Below are 18574 nucleotides of genomic sequence, written 5' to 3' on the forward strand. Positions count from 1 at the left end.
AGTTAGAAGATTAAGGACAACATCAATGAATAATTTTGCCTTAGAAGCGGTACTGAATGAGTTGCTCTCTCCTCACTTGATCAAAGATTATTGTCCTAATGGGTTACAAGTTGAAGGTAAAACAGAAGTCAAAAAAATTATTACCGGAGTAACGGCTTGTCAGGCTCTCATCGATCGTGCAATTGAAGAAAAGGCTGATGCGTTATTAGTGCATCACGGCTTTTTCTGGAAAGGCGAGCCAGCTGAAATTCGCGGCATGAAATATCGTCGTATTAAGGCCTTAATTGAAAATGGTATTAATCTATATGCTTACCATTTACCGTTAGATGTGCATACTCAAGTGGGTAATAACGTCCAGTTAGCACAACGTTTAGGGTTAGACATTACTGGCGGTTTAGAGCTAGGTAACCCACGTTCAGTTGCGATTTATGGTGAGTTAGAACAAGCTATTTCAGGTGAAGATTTTGCTGCAAGAATTGCGATGGCGCTTCAGCGTGAGCCTTTACATATTGCACCAAATAGCCCAGATCTGATCAAGAAAGTCGGCTGGTGTACCGGTGGCGGTCAAGATTATATTGAGTTAGCGGCACAGCAAGGGTGTGACGCGTTTATTTCAGGTGAAGTTTCTGAAAGAACAACACATACCGCACGTGAATTAGGTATCCATTATTTTGCTGCAGGGCATCATGCAACAGAGCGTTATGGTGTTAAAGCATTAGGTGAGTGGTTAGCACAAGAACATGGATTTGATATCAACTTTATTGATATTGATAACCCAGTTTAATTTTTGATTATTAAACAAATGAAAAAGGTTGAGCGAAAGCTCAACCTTTTTGTTTATGAGTTTGTTCTAGCGATTATTCACGTTCGTGAAGAGGTTTAAATTCACGTTGTGATTCACCAGTGTATAGCTGGCGAGGACGACCAATACGGTTTGTTGGATCACTGTGCATCTCATTCCAGTGCGCAATCCAGCCGATAGTACGTGACATCGCAAAGATCACTGTAAACATAGATACAGGAATACCAATCGCTTTTAAGATGATACCGGAATAGAAGTCTACGTTCGGGTAAAGCTTCTTGCTAATAAAGTATTCATCAGAAAGTGCAATACGCTCAAGTTCCATTGCTACATCAAGTAGTGGATCTTTAATTTGTAGCTCTTCTAATACTTCATGGCACGCTTCACGCATAACGGTCGCACGAGGGTCATAGTTTTTGTAAACACGGTGACCAAAGCCCATTAAGCGGAATGGATCGTCTTTATCTTTTGCACGCTCAACGAATTCAGGAATGTTTTCAACACTACCGATTTCTTCAAGCATTTTCAGACAAGCTTCGTTTGCACCACCATGCGCAGGACCCCATAGCGAAGCAATACCTGCTGCAATACATGCAAATGGGTTAGCACCAGAAGAACCTGCAAGACGTACTGTTGACGTTGATGCATTTTGTTCATGATCAGCGTGCAGCGTGAAAATCTTATCCATTGCGCGAGCCACAACTGGGCTTACTTCATACTCTTCACAAGGTGTTGCGAACATCATATGAAGGAAGTTTTCAGCGTAATCAAGGTCGTTACGTGGATAGATAAACGGTTGACCAATGTTGTATTTATGGCACATCGCCGCAAGCGTTGGCATTTTAGACAAAAGTCTAAATGCTGCAATCTCACGGTGAGTATCATTGTTGATATCCAGAGAATCGTGATAGAACGCAGATAAAGCACCAACAACACCACACATTACAGCCATCGGGTGAGCATCTCGACGGAAACCGTGGAAGAAGCTTGCAATTTGCTCATGTACCATCGTATGACGTGTAACAGTTGTTCTAAACTGCTCATATTCAGCTCGGGTAGGGACCTCACCGTATAACAATACATAACAAACTTCTAAGTAGTCTGCGTGATTGGCTAATTGATCAATTGGGAAACCGCGATGAAGCAGAATTCCTTTCTCGCCATCAATGTATGTAATTTGAGATTCACACGAGGCTGTTGCGAGAAAACCTGGGTCAAATGTAAAAAAACCGTTTGCGCCAAGTTTACGCACATCAATTACATCTTGGCCTTCAGAGCCCCCGATAATCGGCAGTTCGATAGGTGCTTTCCCTTCAATATGAAGAGTAGCTTTCTTATCTGCCATAACAATCTCCTTTGCTATTTTTATAATCCTAATCCGATGCGGATGTGCATTTGTTGTACCGCTAGGCGCATCCTTTGTCAATTCTTGTGCTTCTTTGTGTGCGCTTGTTAATAAGTTTTATCGAAAAAGTGTTATTTTGTAAGAATCGTGTTTGACATCATGTTACTGGGTTTGTTTTTGAATGTTACGGGGCGTATAGTGATGCTAGGTCTCTGGTTATAGTACCGCCAGGATTTTTTAAGCAAGATGTCAGTCATTTATGAGAGTTAGGTAACGACGTGTACAAACGTTAGCTCAACATAATAATAACCTAATATTGAATTTTTGTTGCACTTGTTTACTGGCTTGTACGTATACCTCAGAGAATTTAATAAAAATAAATTGCTTCAATGGAGCTGAGTGGGCAAACCGTGAAAGTAAATAAGCCAAGACCTGTCAATCTCGATCTGCAAACGATACGCTTTCCGCTAACAGCGATAGCGTCAATCCTACACCGCGTTTCAGGCGTGATTACATTCGTATCCCTTGCCATCTTGCTATGGCTGCTAAACCTATCTTTATCTTCTCCTGACGGATTCGCAGCTGCTGCCAGTATTACTGATAGCTTTTTTGTGAAATTTGTTCTGTGGGGGGTGCTGACAGCATTGTTTTACCACATTGTATTAGGCGTCCGCCACTTGCTGATGGATTTAGGATATTTCGAAGAAATGGACACCAGCATTGCAAGTACCAAAGTGAGCTTTGCAATTGTCGCTGTACTAGCAGTATTTGCAGGAGGCTTAGTATGGTAACTAACGTATCTTCCGTCGGCCGTAATGGTATTCACGATTTTATACTGATCCGTGCAACAGCGATCATTCTTACCCTTTACACTGTATATATGGTCGGTTTCATTGCGTTTGGGCCTGAGTTAACGTTTGAAACCTGGAGTGCATTCTTTAGCCAAATCAGTACTAAAGTTTTTACCATGTTAGCGTTGGTTTCAATCCTCGTTCATGCATGGATTGGTTTATGGCAAGTGCTAACAGACTACATTAAACCTGCCGTTTTAAGAGTGGGATTGCAGTTTGTTGTTGTAGCCGTTCTTTTTGTCTACCTGTTTGCAGGTTTCTTTATTGTGTGGGGTGCGTAAGTGAGCATTGCAGTTCGTGAATTTGATGCCGTGGTTATCGGTGCTGGTGGTGCGGGTATGCGTGCCGCATTACAAATATCTGAGCAAGGTCTAAAGTGTGCTTTGTTATCAAAAGTCTTCCCTACGCGCTCACATACTGTATCTGCTCAAGGCGGTATTACTGTTGCACTAGGTAACTCTCATCCCGATAACTGGCAGTGGCATATGTACGATACAGTCAAAGGCTCTGATTACATTGGTGATCAGAATGCCATTGAATACATGTGTCAGAATGGCCCTAAGTCAGTTATTGAATTAGAAAAAATGGGCCTGCCGTTTTCGCGCTTTGACAACGGTACTATTTATCAACGCCCATTTGGTGGTCAGTCTAAAGAATTTGGTGGAGAGCAGGCTGCACGTACAGCGGCTGCTGCTGACCGAACTGGTCATGCCTTACTTCATACGCTTTACCAGCAAAATATTAAGCACCAAACAACGATTTTCTCAGAATGGTATGCGCTAGATTTAGTGAAAAACCAAGATGGTGCAATTTTAGGGTGTACTGCTCTGTGTATGGAAACAGGCGAGATTTGTTACTTCAAATCTAAAGCAACGATTCTTGCCACTGGTGGTGCAGGTCGTATTTACGCATCAACAACGAATGCACACATCAATACAGGTGATGGCGTTGGTATGGCACTTCGTGCTGGTGTACCAATGCAAGATATGGAAATGTGGCAGTTCCATCCAACAGGTATTGCTGGTGCAGGTGTACTGGTGACAGAAGGTTGTCGTGGTGAAGGTGGTTATCTTCTTAACAAAGATGGTGAACGCTTTATGGAGCGTTACGCGCCAAATGCTAAAGACTTAGCGGGTCGTGACGTTGTTGCACGTTCAATGATGGTTGAGATCCGCGAAGGACGTGGTTGTGATGGTCCATGGGGCCCACATATTAAGCTTAAACTTGATCACCTAGGTAAAGATGTTCTGGAATCACGTCTACCGGGTATTTGTGAGCTCTCTCGTACCTTTGCCCATATTGATCCAGTAAAAGAGCCAATCCCAGTTATTCCTACTTGTCACTACATGATGGGTGGTGTACCAACGCAGGTTTCAGGTCAAGCACTTAAACAAAATGCGTCTGGCGCTGATGAAGAAGTTCAAGGTCTATTTGCCTGTGGTGAGATTGCTTCTGTATCGGTGCATGGTGCAAACCGCTTAGGAGGTAACTCACTGCTTGATTTAGTGGTATTTGGTCGTGCTACGGGCTTACATCTAGGTGAAACTTTAGCGGCACAAGCTGAAGCACGTCCTGCAACGGACTCTGATATTGAAGCATCGCTTGCACGAGTAAACCGTTGGAATAGCACTCAGAAGGGTGAAGACCCAGTTCAAATTCGTAAAGATCTACAAACATGTATGCAAAACAACTTCTCGGTATTCCGTGAAGGTGATGCAATGGCTACAGGTTTGACAGAGCTGAAAGAAATTCGTGAGCGTTTGAAAACAGCACGTTTAGATGACACCTCTTCAGAATTTAATACCCAACGTATTGAATGTTTGGAGCTTGAAAACTTAATGGAAACAGCAATGGCAACGGCAGTCGCGGCAAATTACCGTACAGAAAGTCGTGGTGCTCATGCGCGTTTCGACTTCCCTGAGCGTGACGATGAAAATTGGCTATGTCACTCCATTTACAACCCTGAGACAGAAGCAATGTCAAAGCGTGATGTAAATATGACACCTGTTTATCGTGAAGCTTTCCCACCGAAAGCGCGTACATACTAAGGGGAGGTTATTAAGATGAAACTCAATTTCTCTATTTATCGCTATAACCCGGATGTGGACAATGCACCACATATGAAAGGTTATACGCTTGAAGTGCCAGAAGGCTCTGACATGATGGTGCTTGATGCTCTTATCTTGTTAAAAGAGCAAGATCCAACATTAGCTTTCCGTCGCTCATGCCGTGAAGGCGTATGTGGCTCTGATGGTATCAACATGAATGGTAAAAACGGCCTCGCTTGTATTACGCCATTATCAGCTTTAACGGGTAGCAGCACGATTGTTATTCGCCCACTACCGGGCTTGCCTGTGATCCGTGATTTGATCATCGATATGGAGCAGTTCTACAGCAATTACGCCAAAGTGAAACCTTTCTTAATCGATGATGGTGCAGTTCCGCCTGCGCGTGAAAACCTTCAGGCACCTGAAGATCGTGCACATTTAGACGGTTTATACGAATGTATTATGTGTGCATGTTGTTCAACGTCTTGTCCGTCATTCTGGTGGAATCCTGATAAATTTATTGGCCCTGCGGGTTTATTGGCAGCCTATCGTTGGTTAGTTGATAGTCGTGATACAGCAACAGATGAACGATTATCAAATCTTGATGATGCATTTAGTGTTTTTCGTTGCCATGGCATAATGAACTGTGTAAATGTTTGTCCTAAAGGACTAAATCCAACGAAAGCGATTGGTCACATTAAATCTATGCTGCTTAAACGCGCAGTCTAAAAATATAATATCGATATGCAGGTGATACTAACTCAATGATTGAGTATGGTCAGTCGGCCTTAATGCCCGAATGATACAATCGGTGCAAACGACGATAACTAGTGGTTAAGGGAAAATAATGCAGAACGGCGTTATGAAGGCATGGCTTGAGTCTTCACATTTAGCTGGCGCCAATGCGACTTACGTAGAAGATCTCTACGAGTTGTATCTTAGCGACCCAGAATTAGTTGACGAGCAATGGCGTGATATTTTCGTTGAGTTACCCGTAGTCAATGAGACTGCTGTAGAACAACCGCATTCACGTGTTCGTGATTATTTCCGACGTTTAGCGAAAGAAACCAACTTTTTAAGTGCTACCGTCAGTGATCCAGATGTAGATGCAAAACAAGTAAAGGTATTGCAGCTTATTAATGCATACCGTTTCCGTGGACATCAAAATGCAAGACTTGATCCGTTAGGGTTATGGCAGCGTGATTTAGTGCCGGATCTTGATCCTGCATTTCATAGTCTGACTGAAGAAGATTTTGATGAAACATTCAATGTAGGTTCATTCGCTGTTGGTCAAGAGACCATGAAGCTATCTGAAATCTACGCTGCACTGAAACGAACATATTGTGGTTCGATTGGTGCAGAATACATGCATATTACTGATACAGAAGAAAAGCGTTGGATTCAGCAACGCCTTGAATCAGTCATGGGGCATGGGTCTTTCTCTCAAGATGAACAACTGGCTTTTCTTGATGAATTAACGGCCGCAGAAGGTCTTGAGCGTTACTTAGGCGCTAAGTTCCCAGGTGCGAAGCGTTTCTCATTAGAAGGTGGTGATGCACTGATCCCGATGATGAAAGAGCTTATTCGTCATGCGGGTTCACAAGGTGTACGTGAAGTTGTTATCGGTATGGCTCACCGTGGTCGTCTTAACATGTTGGTTAACGTGTTAGGTAAAAAGCCACAAGATCTTTTTGATGAGTTTGCAGGTAAGCATGGCGAAAGCTGGGGTACGGGGGATGTTAAATATCACCAAGGTTTCTCTGCCGATTTTGCAACACCTGGCGGTGATGTTCACCTTGCTCTTGCCTTTAACCCATCTCACCTTGAAATTGTTAACCCAGTAGTCGTGGGTTCAGTTCGTGCTCGACAAGATCGCTTAGGTGATGAATCTGGTTCAAAAGTATTACCAATTACTATCCATGGTGACTCAGCGGTTGCAGGGCAAGGTGTTGTTGCTGAAACCTTTAACATGTCGCAAGCACGTGGTTACCGAGTTGGTGGTACGGTTCGTATCGTAGTGAATAACCAAGTTGGTTTTACCACATCGAATCCAAGTGATACTCGCTCTACAGAATACTGTACAGATATCGCTAAGATGGTGCAGGCTCCAATCTTCCACGTGAATGCTGATGATCCTGAAGCTGTGGCTTTTGTTACACGTCTTGCGTTTGACTTCCGTAATGAGTTCAAGCGCGATGTTGTCATTGACTTGGTTTGTTACCGTCGTCATGGTCACAACGAAGCTGATGAGCCAAATGCGACTCAGCCTTTGATGTATCAGAAAATCAAAAAGCATCCAACACCACGTAAGATCTATGCAGATTTCCTAACTGATGCTGGTGTGTTTGGTTTAGATACTGCTACTAGCCTTGTGAATGAATATCGCGATGCGCTTGATCGCGGCGAGTGTGTGGTAAAAGAATGGCGTCCAATGAATCTGCATACAGTCGACTGGACTCCATACTTAGGTCACGACTGGACAGTTGAATGGGATAGCAAATTTTCAGAAGAACGCCTTAAAGAGCTAGGATCTCGTCTTTGCCAATATCCTGAAAGCCATAAATTACAAAGCCGTGTACAAAAGCTGTATAACGATCGCTTAGCCATGATTGCAGGTGAAAAACTGTTTGATTGGGGCATGGCGGAAACGCTAGCTTACGCAACACTGGTTGATGAAGGCAGTCGTATTCGTATTACTGGTCAGGATTCTGGTCGTGGTACTTTCTTCCACCGTCACTCTGTACTTCATAATCAAGATGATGCGAGTACTTATGTACCTCTTGCTCATATTCATAATGGTCAAGGTCCATTCCAAGTCTTCGATTCCGTACTTTCGGAAGAAGCGGTATTGGCATTTGAATATGGTTATGCAACGGCAGAGCCAGGTGGTTTAACGATTTGGGAAGCGCAATTTGGTGATTTTGCCAACGGTGCTCAAGTTGTGATTGATCAGTTCATCAGTTCTGGTGAGCAAAAGTGGGGCCGTATGTGTGGTTTAACCATGCTGTTACCTCATGGTTATGAAGGTCAAGGCCCTGAGCACTCATCGGCACGTTTAGAACGTTACCTACAATTGTGTGCTGAGCAAAATATGCAAGTGGTTGTGCCATCAACACCTGCTCAGGTTTATCACATGATTCGCCGCCAGGTGGTTCGCCCAATGCGTCGTCCATTGATCGTAATGTCACCGAAATCGCTGCTTCGTCATCCTTTATGTACATCGACATTGGATGAATTAGCCAACGGTACTTTCTTACCAGCGATTGGTGAAGTTGATGATTTAGACCCTAGCAAAGTAAAACGTGTTGTGTTCTGTTCTGGTAAAGTTTACTACGACTTACTTGAGCAACGTCGTAAAGATGAACAAGATGATGTTGCCATTGTTCGTATTGAACAGCTGTACCCATTCCCTAAAGAGGATGTTGAAGCTGCAATTGCGCAATATCAACACGTTACTGATTTTGTATGGTGTCAAGAAGAGCCTCAAAACCAAGGTGCATGGTACTCAAGCCAACATAATTTCTATTCAGCATTGCCAGCAGGCGCGCGTTTAAGTTATGCCAGCCGCCCAGCATCAGCCTCACCTGCGGTGGGTTACATGTCGGTGCACTTGAAACAACAAAAAGCACTTGTAGAAGATGCTTTAACAATTGCTCCGAAAGAGCAAAATAATAATTAGAACTGGAACAAAAAGGACAAAACCGATATGACAATCGAAATTCTGGTTCCCGACCTCCCGGAATCTGTTGCTGACGCAACCGTTGCCACTTGGCACAAACAACCTGGCGATGCCGTATCTCGTGATGAGGTACTGGTTGATATCGAAACGGACAAAGTAGTATTAGAAGTTCCAGCTCCTGAAGATGGTATTTTAGAAGCTATCTTTGAAGATGAAGGTACAACTGTTCTTACTAAGCAGTTGATTGGTAAGATTAAAGCGGGTGCTGTGGCTGGTGAGCCTACGCAAGATGTACCAACTGAAGCAGAAGCGTCACCAAACAAACGAAATACAGCATCTCTAACTGAAGAAACTAGTGAGGCACTAAGCCCTGCTGTTCGTCGCCTTTTAAGTGAGCATGGCATTGAAGCAAGTGCAGTGAAAGGTTCAGGCGTTGGCGGCCGTATTACACGTGAAGATGTTGAAGCGTATTTGAAATCGCAATCAGCACCTGAATCTGTAAAAGCGCCAGTAGTAGAAGCACCATTAGCTCACCGCAGCGAAAAACGTGTGCCTATGACACGTCTACGTAAGCGTGTCGCTGAGCGTCTACTTGAAGCGAAAAACAGTACTACGATGCTAACTACGTTTAACGAAGTAAACATGAAGCCAATCATGGATCTGCGTAAGCAATACAAAGATATCTTCGAAGAGCGTCATGGTATTCGTCTTGGCTTTATGTCTTTCTACGTGAAAGCTGTGGTTGAAGCGCTGAAACGTTACCCTGAAGTGAATGCATCTATTGATGGTGACGACATTGTTTACCACAACTTCTTCGACGTCAGCATTGCTGTCTCAACGCCACGTGGTCTGGTAACACCTGTGCTACGTGATTGTGATAAGTTGAGCTTAGCTGAAATTGAGAAGGGTATTCGAGATCTCGCCATTAAAGGCCGTGATGGTAAGTTAACAGTTGATGATTTAACTGGTGGTAACTTTACGATCACTAATGGCGGTGTCTTTGGCTCACTGATGTCGACGCCAATTATCAACCCACCACAATCAGCAATTCTAGGTATGCACAAGATCCAAGACCGTCCAATGGCGGTAAATGGTCAAGTTGAAATTCTACCTATGATGTACCTTGCGTTGTCTTATGATCACCGTTTAGTCGATGGTCGTGAATCAGTGGGTTACTTGGTAACGATTAAAGAGTTGCTTGAAGATCCAACACGTCTACTTCTAGACGTATAATTTGGCATATAGAGGCTGAATAAATGCTCATTATTCAGCCTATTACTGACTTTTAGTCTAAAATTGCCAAGCATAATGACGAAGAGGTTCCCAAGAGTACCTCGTATGGATATAACAAGTCCCAAAGGGATAATAAAACGGATAGAACATCATGAATTTGCACGAATATCAGGCAAAACAGCTATTCGCTGAATATGGTTTACTGGTACCGGAAGGTTATGCATGTGATACGCCTCAGCAAGCAGCTGAAGCAGCAGGTAAAATTGGCGGTACTAAGTGGGTGGTGAAATGTCAGGTTCACGCTGGTGGTCGCGGTAAAGCGGGCGGTGTGGAATTACATGAGACCAAAGACGGCATTAAGCAATTTGCACAAAACTGGTTAGGTAAGAACCTTGTAACTTACCAAACAGATGCAAATGGTCAACCAGTCACTAAAATCCTTGTTGAAGAAGCATCAAATATTGCTAATGAACTGTACTTAGGTGCGGTTGTTGATCGCGGCTCTCGACGCATTGTTTTCATGGCATCAACTGAAGGTGGTATGGAAATTGAGAAGGTTGCAGAAGAAACGCCTGAATTAATTCATAAAGCAGCAATCGATCCACTAGTAGGTCCTCAGGCATATCAAGGTCGTGAGCTTGCATTCAAACTTGGTCTTAAAGGCGACCAAATCAAGCAATTTACTAAGATCTTTATGGGCTTAGGTAAAATGTTTGCTGATTACGATTTAGCACTGCTTGAAATCAACCCACTAGTTATCACGGGCGATAACAACCTTCTGTGTTTAGACGGTAAAATTAACATCGATTCAAATGCAATGTACCGTCAGCCAAAACTGCGTGAAATGCACGATCCATCACAAGAAGATGATCGTGAAGCGCATGCCGCACAGTGGGAGCTTAACTATGTTGCACTAGACGGAAACATTGGCTGTATGGTTAATGGTGCTGGTCTTGCAATGGGTACGATGGATATTGTTAACCTACACGGTGGTAAGCCAGCAAACTTCCTTGATGTAGGTGGCGGTGCAACCAAAGAGCGTGTAACTGAAGCGTTCAAAATTATCCTTTCTGATAGCAACGTGAAAGCCGTTCTAGTAAATATCTTCGGTGGTATCGTACGTTGTGATCTTATTGCAGATGGCATTATCGGTGCGATTGCAGAAGTTGGCGTTAAAGTACCTGTTGTTGTTCGTCTTGAAGGTAACAATGCAGAAGTAGGTGCGGCTAAGCTTGCAGATAGTGGTCTTAATATTATTGCTGCGACTTCGCTAACAGAAGCGGCGGAAAAAGTAGTTGCTGCAGCGGAGGGTAAATAATGTCAGTTTTAATTAATAAAGATACCAAAGTGATTTGTCAGGGTTTCACTGGCGGTCAAGGTACATTCCACTCTGAGCAGGCGATTGCTTACGGTACTCAAATGGTAGGCGGTGTATCTCCGGGTAAAGGTGGTACAACACACCTAGGTCTTCCTGTATTTAACACGGTACGTGAAGCGGTTGAAGTAACAGGTGCTACAGCGACAGTTATTTATGTACCTGCGCCATTCTGTAAAGATGCAATCTTAGAAGCGATTGATGCTGGTATTGAGCTTATCGTAACTATTACAGAAGGCATTCCAACGCTGGATATGTTGGATGTGAAAGTACGTCTTGATGAAGCTGGCGTTCGTATGATCGGCCCTAACTGTCCGGGTGTTATCACACCTGATGAGTGTAAGATCGGTATCATGCCTGGTCATATTCACAAAGCGGGTAAAGTAGGCATTGTATCACGCTCAGGTACATTGACTTACGAAGCGGTTAAGCAAACCACTGACGAAGGCTTTGGTCAGTCAACGTGTGTCGGTATCGGTGGTGATCCAATTCCAGGTTCTAACTTCATCGATATTCTTGAGATGTTTGAAAAAGATCCAGCGACAGAAGCAATCGTAATGATTGGTGAAATCGGTGGTACTGCTGAAGAAGAAGCGGCAGCTTACATCAAAGAGAACGTGACGAAACCTGTTGTTTCTTACATTGCAGGTGTTACGGCGCCTCCTGGTAAGCGTATGGGTCACGCTGGTGCGATTATTTCTGGCGGTAAAGGTACGGCTGAAGATAAATTTGCAGCACTTGAAGAAGCGGGCGTTAAAACAGTGAAAAGCTTAGCCGATATAGGTAAAGCGTTACGTGAAGTAACAAACTGGTAATTATTACTTATCGATGATAAATGAAAGCCCTGCTATTTTAGCAGGGCTTTTTTGTTATAGCTTAATATTGAAAATCAAACACCAATTTCACCGCCATCTTCACGGCGAATTACAACAGTTGATGAACGTGGACGTACTTCTGTACCGTTAGGCGCAGCTTCAGCAGCATTATCACTATACGGCCAATTGCTAGGGTGTTGGATATTTACAAATAATGATGTGTAGTCCGGGCTAATAGTAAAACCTGTCACTTCACAGCCATTTGGACCAACAAAGAAACGCTTTAGGTCTGCTTGATTCGCACTAGAAACGACAGTTTGGTTATCATCGCTATCTAGTAGTTGAGATGGAACAACCGCAAGCATCTGATCATTGGTGTACTCTTCAACTTCATCAGCGCCATTATCGGTTTGAATCCACATAATACCTCGTTGATCAAACGCTAAACCATCAGGGCTAGCAAACTGATTTAAGTCAGTTAAACCTGAGCGGTTTGTCTTTTCATCACTATTACTTGGTGAGCCGAAAACGAAAATATCCCAGTCAAACTCTGTTGGCTTTTCACCTTCATCCCAGCGAATGATATGGTCAAATTTATTGTTTAGGCGAGGGTTGGCAGGGTTAGTACTGTCTTTACGTTTCGTGTTATTGGTGAGAGTGAGGTAAACAGAACCCGTGTATGGATCTACTGCAGCCCATTCAGGACGATCCATCGGTGTTGCTCCAACTAAATCTGCTGCACCTGCAGTATTAACAATAATTTCTGCCAAAGAGTTAAAGTGTGAAGCCAGTGTATCACCAGATCTTGTAATACTATCAAGTGTTAATGGCAGCCAGGTTCCGGTGCTGTCTTCATTGAATCGAGCCACATACAGAGTACCTTCATCCATATACTTATCACAGGTTAATAAGCGGTTTGAAGGTGATGCATCAGCTGGATCCCATAGTGCTTTTGACTCAAATTTGTACAGATACTCAAAGCGTGAGTCATGGCCTGAATAAAACACGACAGGCTTGCCTTCTTCTAACTTGCCAAAGGTACAGCCTTCGTGACGGAAGCGTCCTAATGCCGTACGTTTTTTAGCGCGGGAGTTTTTGGTATATGGGTCAATTTCAACAATGTAGCCATGACCATTGGCTTCATTTCGATAATCATCAAGTGATGAACTGCCAGTTGGTGCCAAATTAAAGCGCGCAAACTCATCAAGACGCTCTTCATCATGGCCTGCTAACGTTTCCCACTTGTAGCGCCCTTGTAGATATTTACCTGCACCCGAAATACCAATACGATCTTGCTCTTCGGTACGTGTACCTGTGTTTGTAAAGTAGCCCGGCCAGTTTTCTTCACAAGTTAGGTAAGTACCCCAAGGCGTATAACCGTTACCACAGTTGTTAAGTGTTCCGCGAGCTTGGCTACCGTCTGGTGAGAAGCGTGTTACTGTTAATTCTGAGTGTGCGATAGGACCAGATAAATCCATTACAGTCGCTCCGGTGTAGCGACGGTTAAGTGGGTCGTTGTCGATTAACTTCCATTGATTATTTTCAAGTTGGATACGAACAACAGAAATACCATGAGCGTTTATCTCTTTGCGGATTTCATCAATATCAGTACGTACTTCTTTGGCTCTTTCAGTGTCTTTGTCCCAGTTAGGGTGTAGGGCTTGCTGATCGATGTATTCGTGGTTGATACACAGTAAGCCATCGGTAGAAGCTTCATTTAACGGGAAGAAGTGCATGCCATCATGATGCATACCTAATGCGTTTAATTGATCAGTGCTGTCGTTAGTACCGTCATTTTTCCACACATTACCGTTGGCGTTTAGCGGTGTACCCCAAGGAACTAACACTTGTGCAGTGTAGCCTGAAGGAATTGATACGGCATCAGTTAATGAGCCGGGAATAGAATCGAAATTTAAAACAGCTTGAGAACGATCTGCGACCTTTGCCGTAGTTCCTTCAGTAGAACTGGAAGAGTTACACCCCGCAAGACCAAAAGCGCCGAGTGCTGTCATGGCACTTACACCTAAACCACCTTTCAGAATGCTTCGGCGTTGTAAGTTTGCTTGAAGAACATCTTCAAATGTTTTGTTATTACTGGTGTTATAGCGGGTAGGGTCGAACGTTTCCTTACTCATAACTTTGCTTTCCTGTGTCTTATTAACTATTGGTTTAATAATTTGAGCAGGAGAGAGAGTAAGAATGGGTAGTGACAGTATTTGTCTTTTATTATTAAACTTATGTTTAAATAATATTGTCAGCTACCCATAAGCTGATGGGATTAACGCTCAGTGCGTTTTAATTGGCTTAGCATGAACATTGCAGCTGCGGAGACAACCACAGAAGGGCCTGCTGGTGTATCGTAATGCCATGACATCGCAAGGCCTAAGCATACTGCAATAGCGCCGAGTATAGAGGCAAGTACTGCCATTGACTCAGGACTACGTGCAAAACGACGCGCAGTCGCTGCTGGGATGATCAGTAATGACGTGATGATCAAGGCGCCAACAAATTTCATCGCAACAGCGATAACCATACCCACCATTAGCATCAGTATTAAACGCATTAAATCAACGTTAACGCCTTCAACTTGTGCCATTTCTTCACTGATAGTCATCGATAGTAATGGACGCCATAGGAAGATAAGTAATCCTAGAACAACGGCACCACCGCAATAAATCCAAAGAATATCTGTGGTTGTTACAGCGAGTAAGTCGCCAAATAAGTACGCCATTAAATCAATGCGTACATTATCTAAAAAGCTAACAGCCACTAAGCCGAGTGAAAGGGCACTATGGGCTAAAATACCTAATAAAGTATCCGTGGCGACATAACGCTGTTTTTGCAGTGTTACTAAGATCACAGCAAGTACTAAACAGCAGATCACTAGAGCTAGGTTCAAGTTGATATTAAATAGGAAACCTAGTGCGATACCTAATAATGAAGCATGCGACAGGGTATCACCAAAATAGGCCATTTTTCGCCATACAACGAATGAGCCCAATGGACCTGCTAAAATAGCAATACCAATTCCAGCAATAAGGGCAGGCAGAAGAAACTCAATCATGCTTTTGTATCCTGATGGTTGTTACAGCAGCCTTGAGGTTTGCCTGAGGCATCGTGCTGGTGGTTATGTTGGTGTTCATAGAGAGCCAATTGTTCAGTCGAGGTATGACCGAATAACGCAATATATTTTGGATGGTTTGTTACGCTTAATGGGCTACCTGAACAACAGATGTGATGCTGCAGACAAATCACTTTATCTGTTTTTGCCATCACAAGGTGCAGATCGTGAGAAACCATTAAAATCGCACAGTTAAGCATATCACGTAATTGTTGAATTAAACGGTAAAGCTCAAGTTGGCCTGTCACATCAACACCTTGAACAGGTTCATCAAGTACTAATAAATCAGGTTTTTGTAGTAGTGCACGTGCAAGTAGGACACGTTGCATTTCACCACCAGATAAACCGTGCATATCGCTATTTAGCAAGCGACTACCGTTTACCATTTCAAGGGCTTCAATACGCTGTTCTTTACTATAACGCCCAGCTAAGCGCATGAAACGATCAACAGACAATGGCAGTGTATCATTTAAACGTAGCTTTTGAGGTACGTAGCCAATACGGATCCCTTTTTTACGAACCACTTTTCCTTTTGTTGGTTTGCTAAGTCCCGTAATAACTTTTACAAGGGTGGATTTACCTGCGCCATTTGGGCCAATTAAGGTAGTAATTTCACCACGTTCCAATTTAAGCGAAATGTTATCTAAAACATCACGTTCACCAAATGAAACAGTGACTGATTGTAGTTCGACTAGGGTTGTCATAAAGGGAGTTGTCTTAAATAGGCTTTGCAAAAGATGTAATGTTATAATATAACATTGTTTGATTTGTTATATTGTAACATTATCCAACTTGTTAGGGAATATACCGTTAAGGCGTAAAAGTGCATTGACGGTATCATAGTGCAATTAAAATAATTAGGACAAAACATGCAGCGTATTACATCATTAGCTTGTGCAGCAGCATTAATGCTATCAAGTTCAGCTATGGCAAAAGAATTCAATGTAGTCACCACTATAAAGCCACTTAATTTGATTGTAAGTGAGTTAGTTCAAGGTGCTGCAACCAGTGAGGCGATTTTGCCGCCTGGTGTTTCTCCGCATGATTATGCGTTGCGTCCGTCTGATGTGAAAAAATTGAATAATGCAGATCTTGTGATTTGGGTAGGGCCACAGTTAGAAACCTTCTTAACCAAACTTATGGCGGATAACCCAAATAGTTTTGCATTAACTCAGCAAGCAGGCATTCATTTCTTAAATTATGCTAGTGAAGAGAAAGATGAAGCTCATCATGATGACCATGACCATGACCATGACCATGACCATGACCATGACCATGAGGGACATGAGGGACATGAGGGACATGATGAACATGCAGGACATCATCATAACCATTCAGGTCTAAATCCACACTTCTGGATGGGGCCAAAACAGACAATTGAAGCTGCAAATGTGATCACAGAGGCACTGATTAAACATGATCCATTGCATAAAAACGTATATCTCGCTAACCTTTCAACGTTTACCTCAGAAGTTAACCAGGCCGTAAATGAGCTGAATACGGAATTAAAACCACTTTCAGGTAAAGGTTACTATGTTTTTCATGATGGTTATGGTTATTTTGAACACCAATTTGGTTTGAATAACCTTGGACATTTCACGGTTGAACCTGACCGTCGACCTGGCGCAAAAACCTTAATTACAATCCGTAAATCGTTACAGGATAAGCAAGCCTACTGTGTGTTTAGTGAGCCACAATTCTCACCAGCAGTGGTTGATAGCGTAACAGAAGGGACTGGGGTAAACATAGGGACTCTTGACCCGATGGCTACCAACGTCAAAGAGGGCAAGGGAGGATACGTCCGATTTATTAAGGAACTCGGACAAAGTTTTGCCAAGTGTTTAAAGTAAATAATGAAATTATATAAAGCGGTAGCGACTTCTATTAGAGGGTTACCGCGTCAGCACAAAATTGCGTTAGTTTCCACTTCTGTGCTTATGATGGCTGCCATAATGTGGCAGCCATCTAAGCAATCAGTTACTTTTTCAACATCAACACCTAAGCGTGTTGATGTTGAATTACCTGCTAAATTGGATTTGCTATCTGAACAAGATAGCGAACCATTAGGCGTTTCTCTCGATCAGAACGATCCTGAATTCCAAGCTCCTAAAGATGAAATTGAACAACAGCTTGTAGAAGCAAAAGCGGAGGTTGAGCATAAACACCGTGTTGCTTCTGGTGAAACGCTAGGGATCATTTTCTCTCAATATGGTTTACCTATTTCTGATATGTACCGCCTAATTGATGCGAATAAATCTGTTCAGCATCTACGTGTTGGGCAAACATTGGAATGGGAAGTCGATGATGACGGTAAGTTAACCGAACTAAAAATTATTCGAAGTAAGAAAGAAACCGATACTTTCACTTTGTCGAAGAAAGGCTACGTGTATAAAGAAATCATCCTAAAGGGTGATATTAAGCCTGTCATGTTAACAGGTCGTGTTGATGGTAGCTTTTATAATTCAGCTCGTGCCGCTGGATTGACGCCGACTCAAATTCAAACCTTGGTTAAGGCACTGCAATGGAAATTTAACCTTGGCCGAGAAGCCCATAAAGGCGATCGCTTTGCTGTTGGACTTGATCGTGAGTTCATTGATGGTAAAGCTGTGAGCAAAGGGGAAGTCAATGCGTTTTATTACAAGTCAGGCAATGGCAAAAATAACTTCTTTATCGTTCGTGGCGATGACGATCAATTCTATGATGATGATGCGCACAGTTTAAACCGTTCATTCCGTCGTATTCCAACGGCGAAGCGCTACCGTATTAGTTCACCTTTTAATCCTAACCGTTTGCATCCAGTTACAGGACGTCGTTCACCACATAATGGTACCGATTTTGCGGTTCCGATTGGCACATCTGTTTTGGCTGCAGGTGATGGCGTAGTCGTAAAATCTCGTTACCACCCATTAGCGGGTAACTATATCGTGGTGAAACACGGTCGTGAATATATGACACGATACCTTCACCTAAGTAAGCGTGAAGTGAAAGTCGGCGATAAAGTGAAAATGGGTCAACGTATTGCGAAAAGTGGTAATACAGGTCGTTCAACAGGCCCTCACTTACACTACGAATTACTGAAAAATGGTCGTCCGGTAAATGCGATGAAAGTACCACTGCCGCAGGCCGATCCTTTATACGGTAAAGAGCGAAGCAACTTTATGAAGCAAGTCAGCTTCTATAAGAAGAAATTTAAAGATGCTATGGCTAGCTAATCGTTATTAATTATAAAAAGCGCACTTTGGTGCGCTTTTTTTATGTGACTTTTTCATAGGAAGAGAAAAGAGAGCTACAAGCTCATGGTAGGT

The 18574-nt window shown here is 43.0% G+C and carries 15 protein-coding genes; 11 read left to right on the top strand and 4 right to left on the bottom strand.

The features are described 5' to 3' along the window. Positions 1–25: 25 nt before the first annotated feature. Positions 26–784 carry a Nif3-like dinuclear metal center hexameric protein gene (locus Q7674_RS11850; RefSeq protein ID WP_045065379.1) on the top strand — a complete coding sequence of 253 codons (759 nt, stop codon included), beginning with the start codon at positions 26–28 and terminating at the stop codon, positions 782–784. Positions 785–857: 73 nt separating this feature from the next. Here the strand turns inward: Q7674_RS11850 and Q7674_RS11855 are convergent, their stop codons facing one another. Continuing rightward, entirely contained in the window at positions 858–2147 is a 1290-nt protein-coding gene (locus Q7674_RS11855) for a citrate synthase (RefSeq protein ID WP_008986543.1), read from the bottom strand. A gap of 389 nt (positions 2148–2536) precedes the next feature. Between Q7674_RS11855 and sdhC the strand changes: the two genes are divergently transcribed. From sdhC to sucD, 8 genes are all read left to right on the top strand, one after another. Further along, the gene (gene sdhC / locus Q7674_RS11860; RefSeq protein WP_305423831.1) at positions 2537–2938 is read left to right on the top strand and encodes a succinate dehydrogenase cytochrome b556 subunit; all 402 of its coding nucleotides are present in this window, start codon (positions 2537–2539) and stop codon (positions 2936–2938) included. Further along, positions 2932–3279 carry a succinate dehydrogenase, hydrophobic membrane anchor protein gene (gene sdhD / locus Q7674_RS11865; RefSeq protein ID WP_045065378.1) on the top strand — a complete coding sequence of 116 codons (348 nt, stop codon included), beginning with the start codon at positions 2932–2934 and terminating at the stop codon, positions 3277–3279. Before sdhC ends, sdhD begins: the two co-directional genes overlap by 7 nt. Next, positions 3280–5046 (top strand): succinate dehydrogenase flavoprotein subunit, encoded by a 1767-nt coding sequence (gene sdhA / locus Q7674_RS11870; protein WP_023933004.1) that lies wholly within the window; start codon positions 3280–3282, stop codon positions 5044–5046. It begins immediately after the preceding gene. 15 nt (positions 5047–5061) lie between these two features. Further along, positions 5062–5775 (top strand): succinate dehydrogenase iron-sulfur subunit, encoded by a 714-nt coding sequence (locus Q7674_RS11875; RefSeq protein ID WP_045065376.1) that lies wholly within the window; start codon positions 5062–5064, stop codon positions 5773–5775. A 118-nt stretch (positions 5776–5893) separates the two neighbouring features. Then, complete coding sequence (gene sucA, locus Q7674_RS11880; RefSeq protein WP_305423834.1) at positions 5894–8725, top strand: 2-oxoglutarate dehydrogenase E1 component; 2832 nt, start codon at positions 5894–5896, stop codon at positions 8723–8725. Between the two features lie 27 nt (positions 8726–8752). Then, a complete protein-coding gene (odhB, locus tag Q7674_RS11885) occupies positions 8753–9958 on the top strand; it encodes a 2-oxoglutarate dehydrogenase complex dihydrolipoyllysine-residue succinyltransferase (protein WP_305423836.1) in 1206 nt (401 codons plus the stop codon). Between the two features lie 151 nt (positions 9959–10109). Further along, the gene (gene sucC, locus Q7674_RS11890) at positions 10110–11276 is read left to right on the top strand and encodes an ADP-forming succinate--CoA ligase subunit beta (protein WP_305423838.1); all 1167 of its coding nucleotides are present in this window, start codon (positions 10110–10112) and stop codon (positions 11274–11276) included. Further along, positions 11276–12148: a succinate--CoA ligase subunit alpha gene (gene sucD, locus Q7674_RS11895; RefSeq protein ID WP_023933002.1), complete on the top strand. Its 873-nt coding sequence runs from the start codon at positions 11276–11278 to the stop codon at positions 12146–12148. The genes sucC and sucD overlap by 1 nt, the downstream gene beginning before the upstream one ends. Positions 12149–12222: 74 nt before the next feature. Here the strand turns inward: sucD and Q7674_RS11900 are convergent, their stop codons facing one another. The 3 genes from Q7674_RS11900 to znuC form a co-directional block, all read right to left on the bottom strand. Further along, positions 12223–14283, bottom strand: a complete 2061-nt coding sequence (locus Q7674_RS11900) for a PhoX family protein (protein WP_305423840.1) — start codon at positions 14281–14283, stop codon at positions 12223–12225. 143 nt (positions 14284–14426) lie between these two features. Further along, entirely contained in the window at positions 14427–15212 is a 786-nt protein-coding gene (znuB, locus tag Q7674_RS11905; RefSeq protein WP_045065369.1) for a zinc ABC transporter permease subunit ZnuB, read from the bottom strand. After that, the gene (znuC, locus tag Q7674_RS11910) at positions 15209–15973 is read right to left on the bottom strand and encodes a zinc ABC transporter ATP-binding protein ZnuC (protein WP_045065367.1); all 765 of its coding nucleotides are present in this window, start codon (positions 15971–15973) and stop codon (positions 15209–15211) included. Before znuC ends, znuB begins: the two co-directional genes overlap by 4 nt. A 165-nt stretch (positions 15974–16138) precedes the next feature. Between znuC and znuA the strand changes: the two genes are divergently transcribed. Both znuA and mepM read left to right on the top strand, forming a co-directional pair. Continuing rightward, positions 16139–17119 (top strand): zinc ABC transporter substrate-binding protein ZnuA, encoded by a 981-nt coding sequence (gene znuA / locus Q7674_RS11915; RefSeq protein ID WP_045065365.1) that lies wholly within the window; start codon positions 16139–16141, stop codon positions 17117–17119. Between the two features lie 3 nt (positions 17120–17122). Next, complete coding sequence (gene mepM / locus Q7674_RS11920; RefSeq protein WP_045065364.1) at positions 17123–18481, top strand: murein DD-endopeptidase MepM; 1359 nt, start codon at positions 17123–17125, stop codon at positions 18479–18481. The last annotated feature ends 93 nt before the right edge of the window (positions 18482–18574 follow it).

The sequence above is a fragment of the Photobacterium leiognathi genome, from assembly GCF_030685535.1.
Lineage (GTDB): Bacteria > Pseudomonadota > Gammaproteobacteria > Enterobacterales > Vibrionaceae > Photobacterium > Photobacterium leiognathi.

Excerpts from the sequence above, each read along its gene's own strand:
- znuC (WP_045065367.1), bottom strand. The coding sequence starts at position 15,973 with ATGACAACCCTAGTCGAACTACAATCAGTCACTGTTTCATTTGGTGAA.
- mepM (WP_045065364.1), top strand. The coding sequence starts at position 17,123 with ATGAAATTATATAAAGCGGTAGCGACTTCTATTAGAGGGTTACCGCGT.
- sucD (WP_023933002.1), top strand. The coding sequence starts at position 11,276 with ATGTCAGTTTTAATTAATAAAGATACCAAAGTGATTTGTCAGGGTTTC.
- Q7674_RS11850 (WP_045065379.1), top strand. The coding sequence starts at position 26 with ATGAATAATTTTGCCTTAGAAGCGGTACTGAATGAGTTGCTCTCTCCT.
- odhB (WP_305423836.1), top strand. The coding sequence starts at position 8,753 with ATGACAATCGAAATTCTGGTTCCCGACCTCCCGGAATCTGTTGCTGAC.
- znuA (WP_045065365.1), top strand. The coding sequence starts at position 16,139 with ATGCAGCGTATTACATCATTAGCTTGTGCAGCAGCATTAATGCTATCA.
- Q7674_RS11875 (WP_045065376.1), top strand. The coding sequence starts at position 5,062 with ATGAAACTCAATTTCTCTATTTATCGCTATAACCCGGATGTGGACAAT.
- sdhD (WP_045065378.1), top strand. The coding sequence starts at position 2,932 with ATGGTAACTAACGTATCTTCCGTCGGCCGTAATGGTATTCACGATTTT.
- Q7674_RS11855 (WP_008986543.1), bottom strand. The coding sequence starts at position 2,147 with ATGGCAGATAAGAAAGCTACTCTTCATATTGAAGGGAAAGCACCTATC.
- znuB (WP_045065369.1), bottom strand. The coding sequence starts at position 15,212 with ATGATTGAGTTTCTTCTGCCTGCCCTTATTGCTGGAATTGGTATTGCT.
- sucC (WP_305423838.1), top strand. The coding sequence starts at position 10,110 with ATGAATTTGCACGAATATCAGGCAAAACAGCTATTCGCTGAATATGGT.
- sucA (WP_305423834.1), top strand. The coding sequence starts at position 5,894 with ATGCAGAACGGCGTTATGAAGGCATGGCTTGAGTCTTCACATTTAGCT.
- Q7674_RS11900 (WP_305423840.1), bottom strand. The coding sequence starts at position 14,283 with ATGAGTAAGGAAACGTTCGACCCTACCCGCTATAACACCAGTAATAAC.
- sdhC (WP_305423831.1), top strand. The coding sequence starts at position 2,537 with ATGGAGCTGAGTGGGCAAACCGTGAAAGTAAATAAGCCAAGACCTGTC.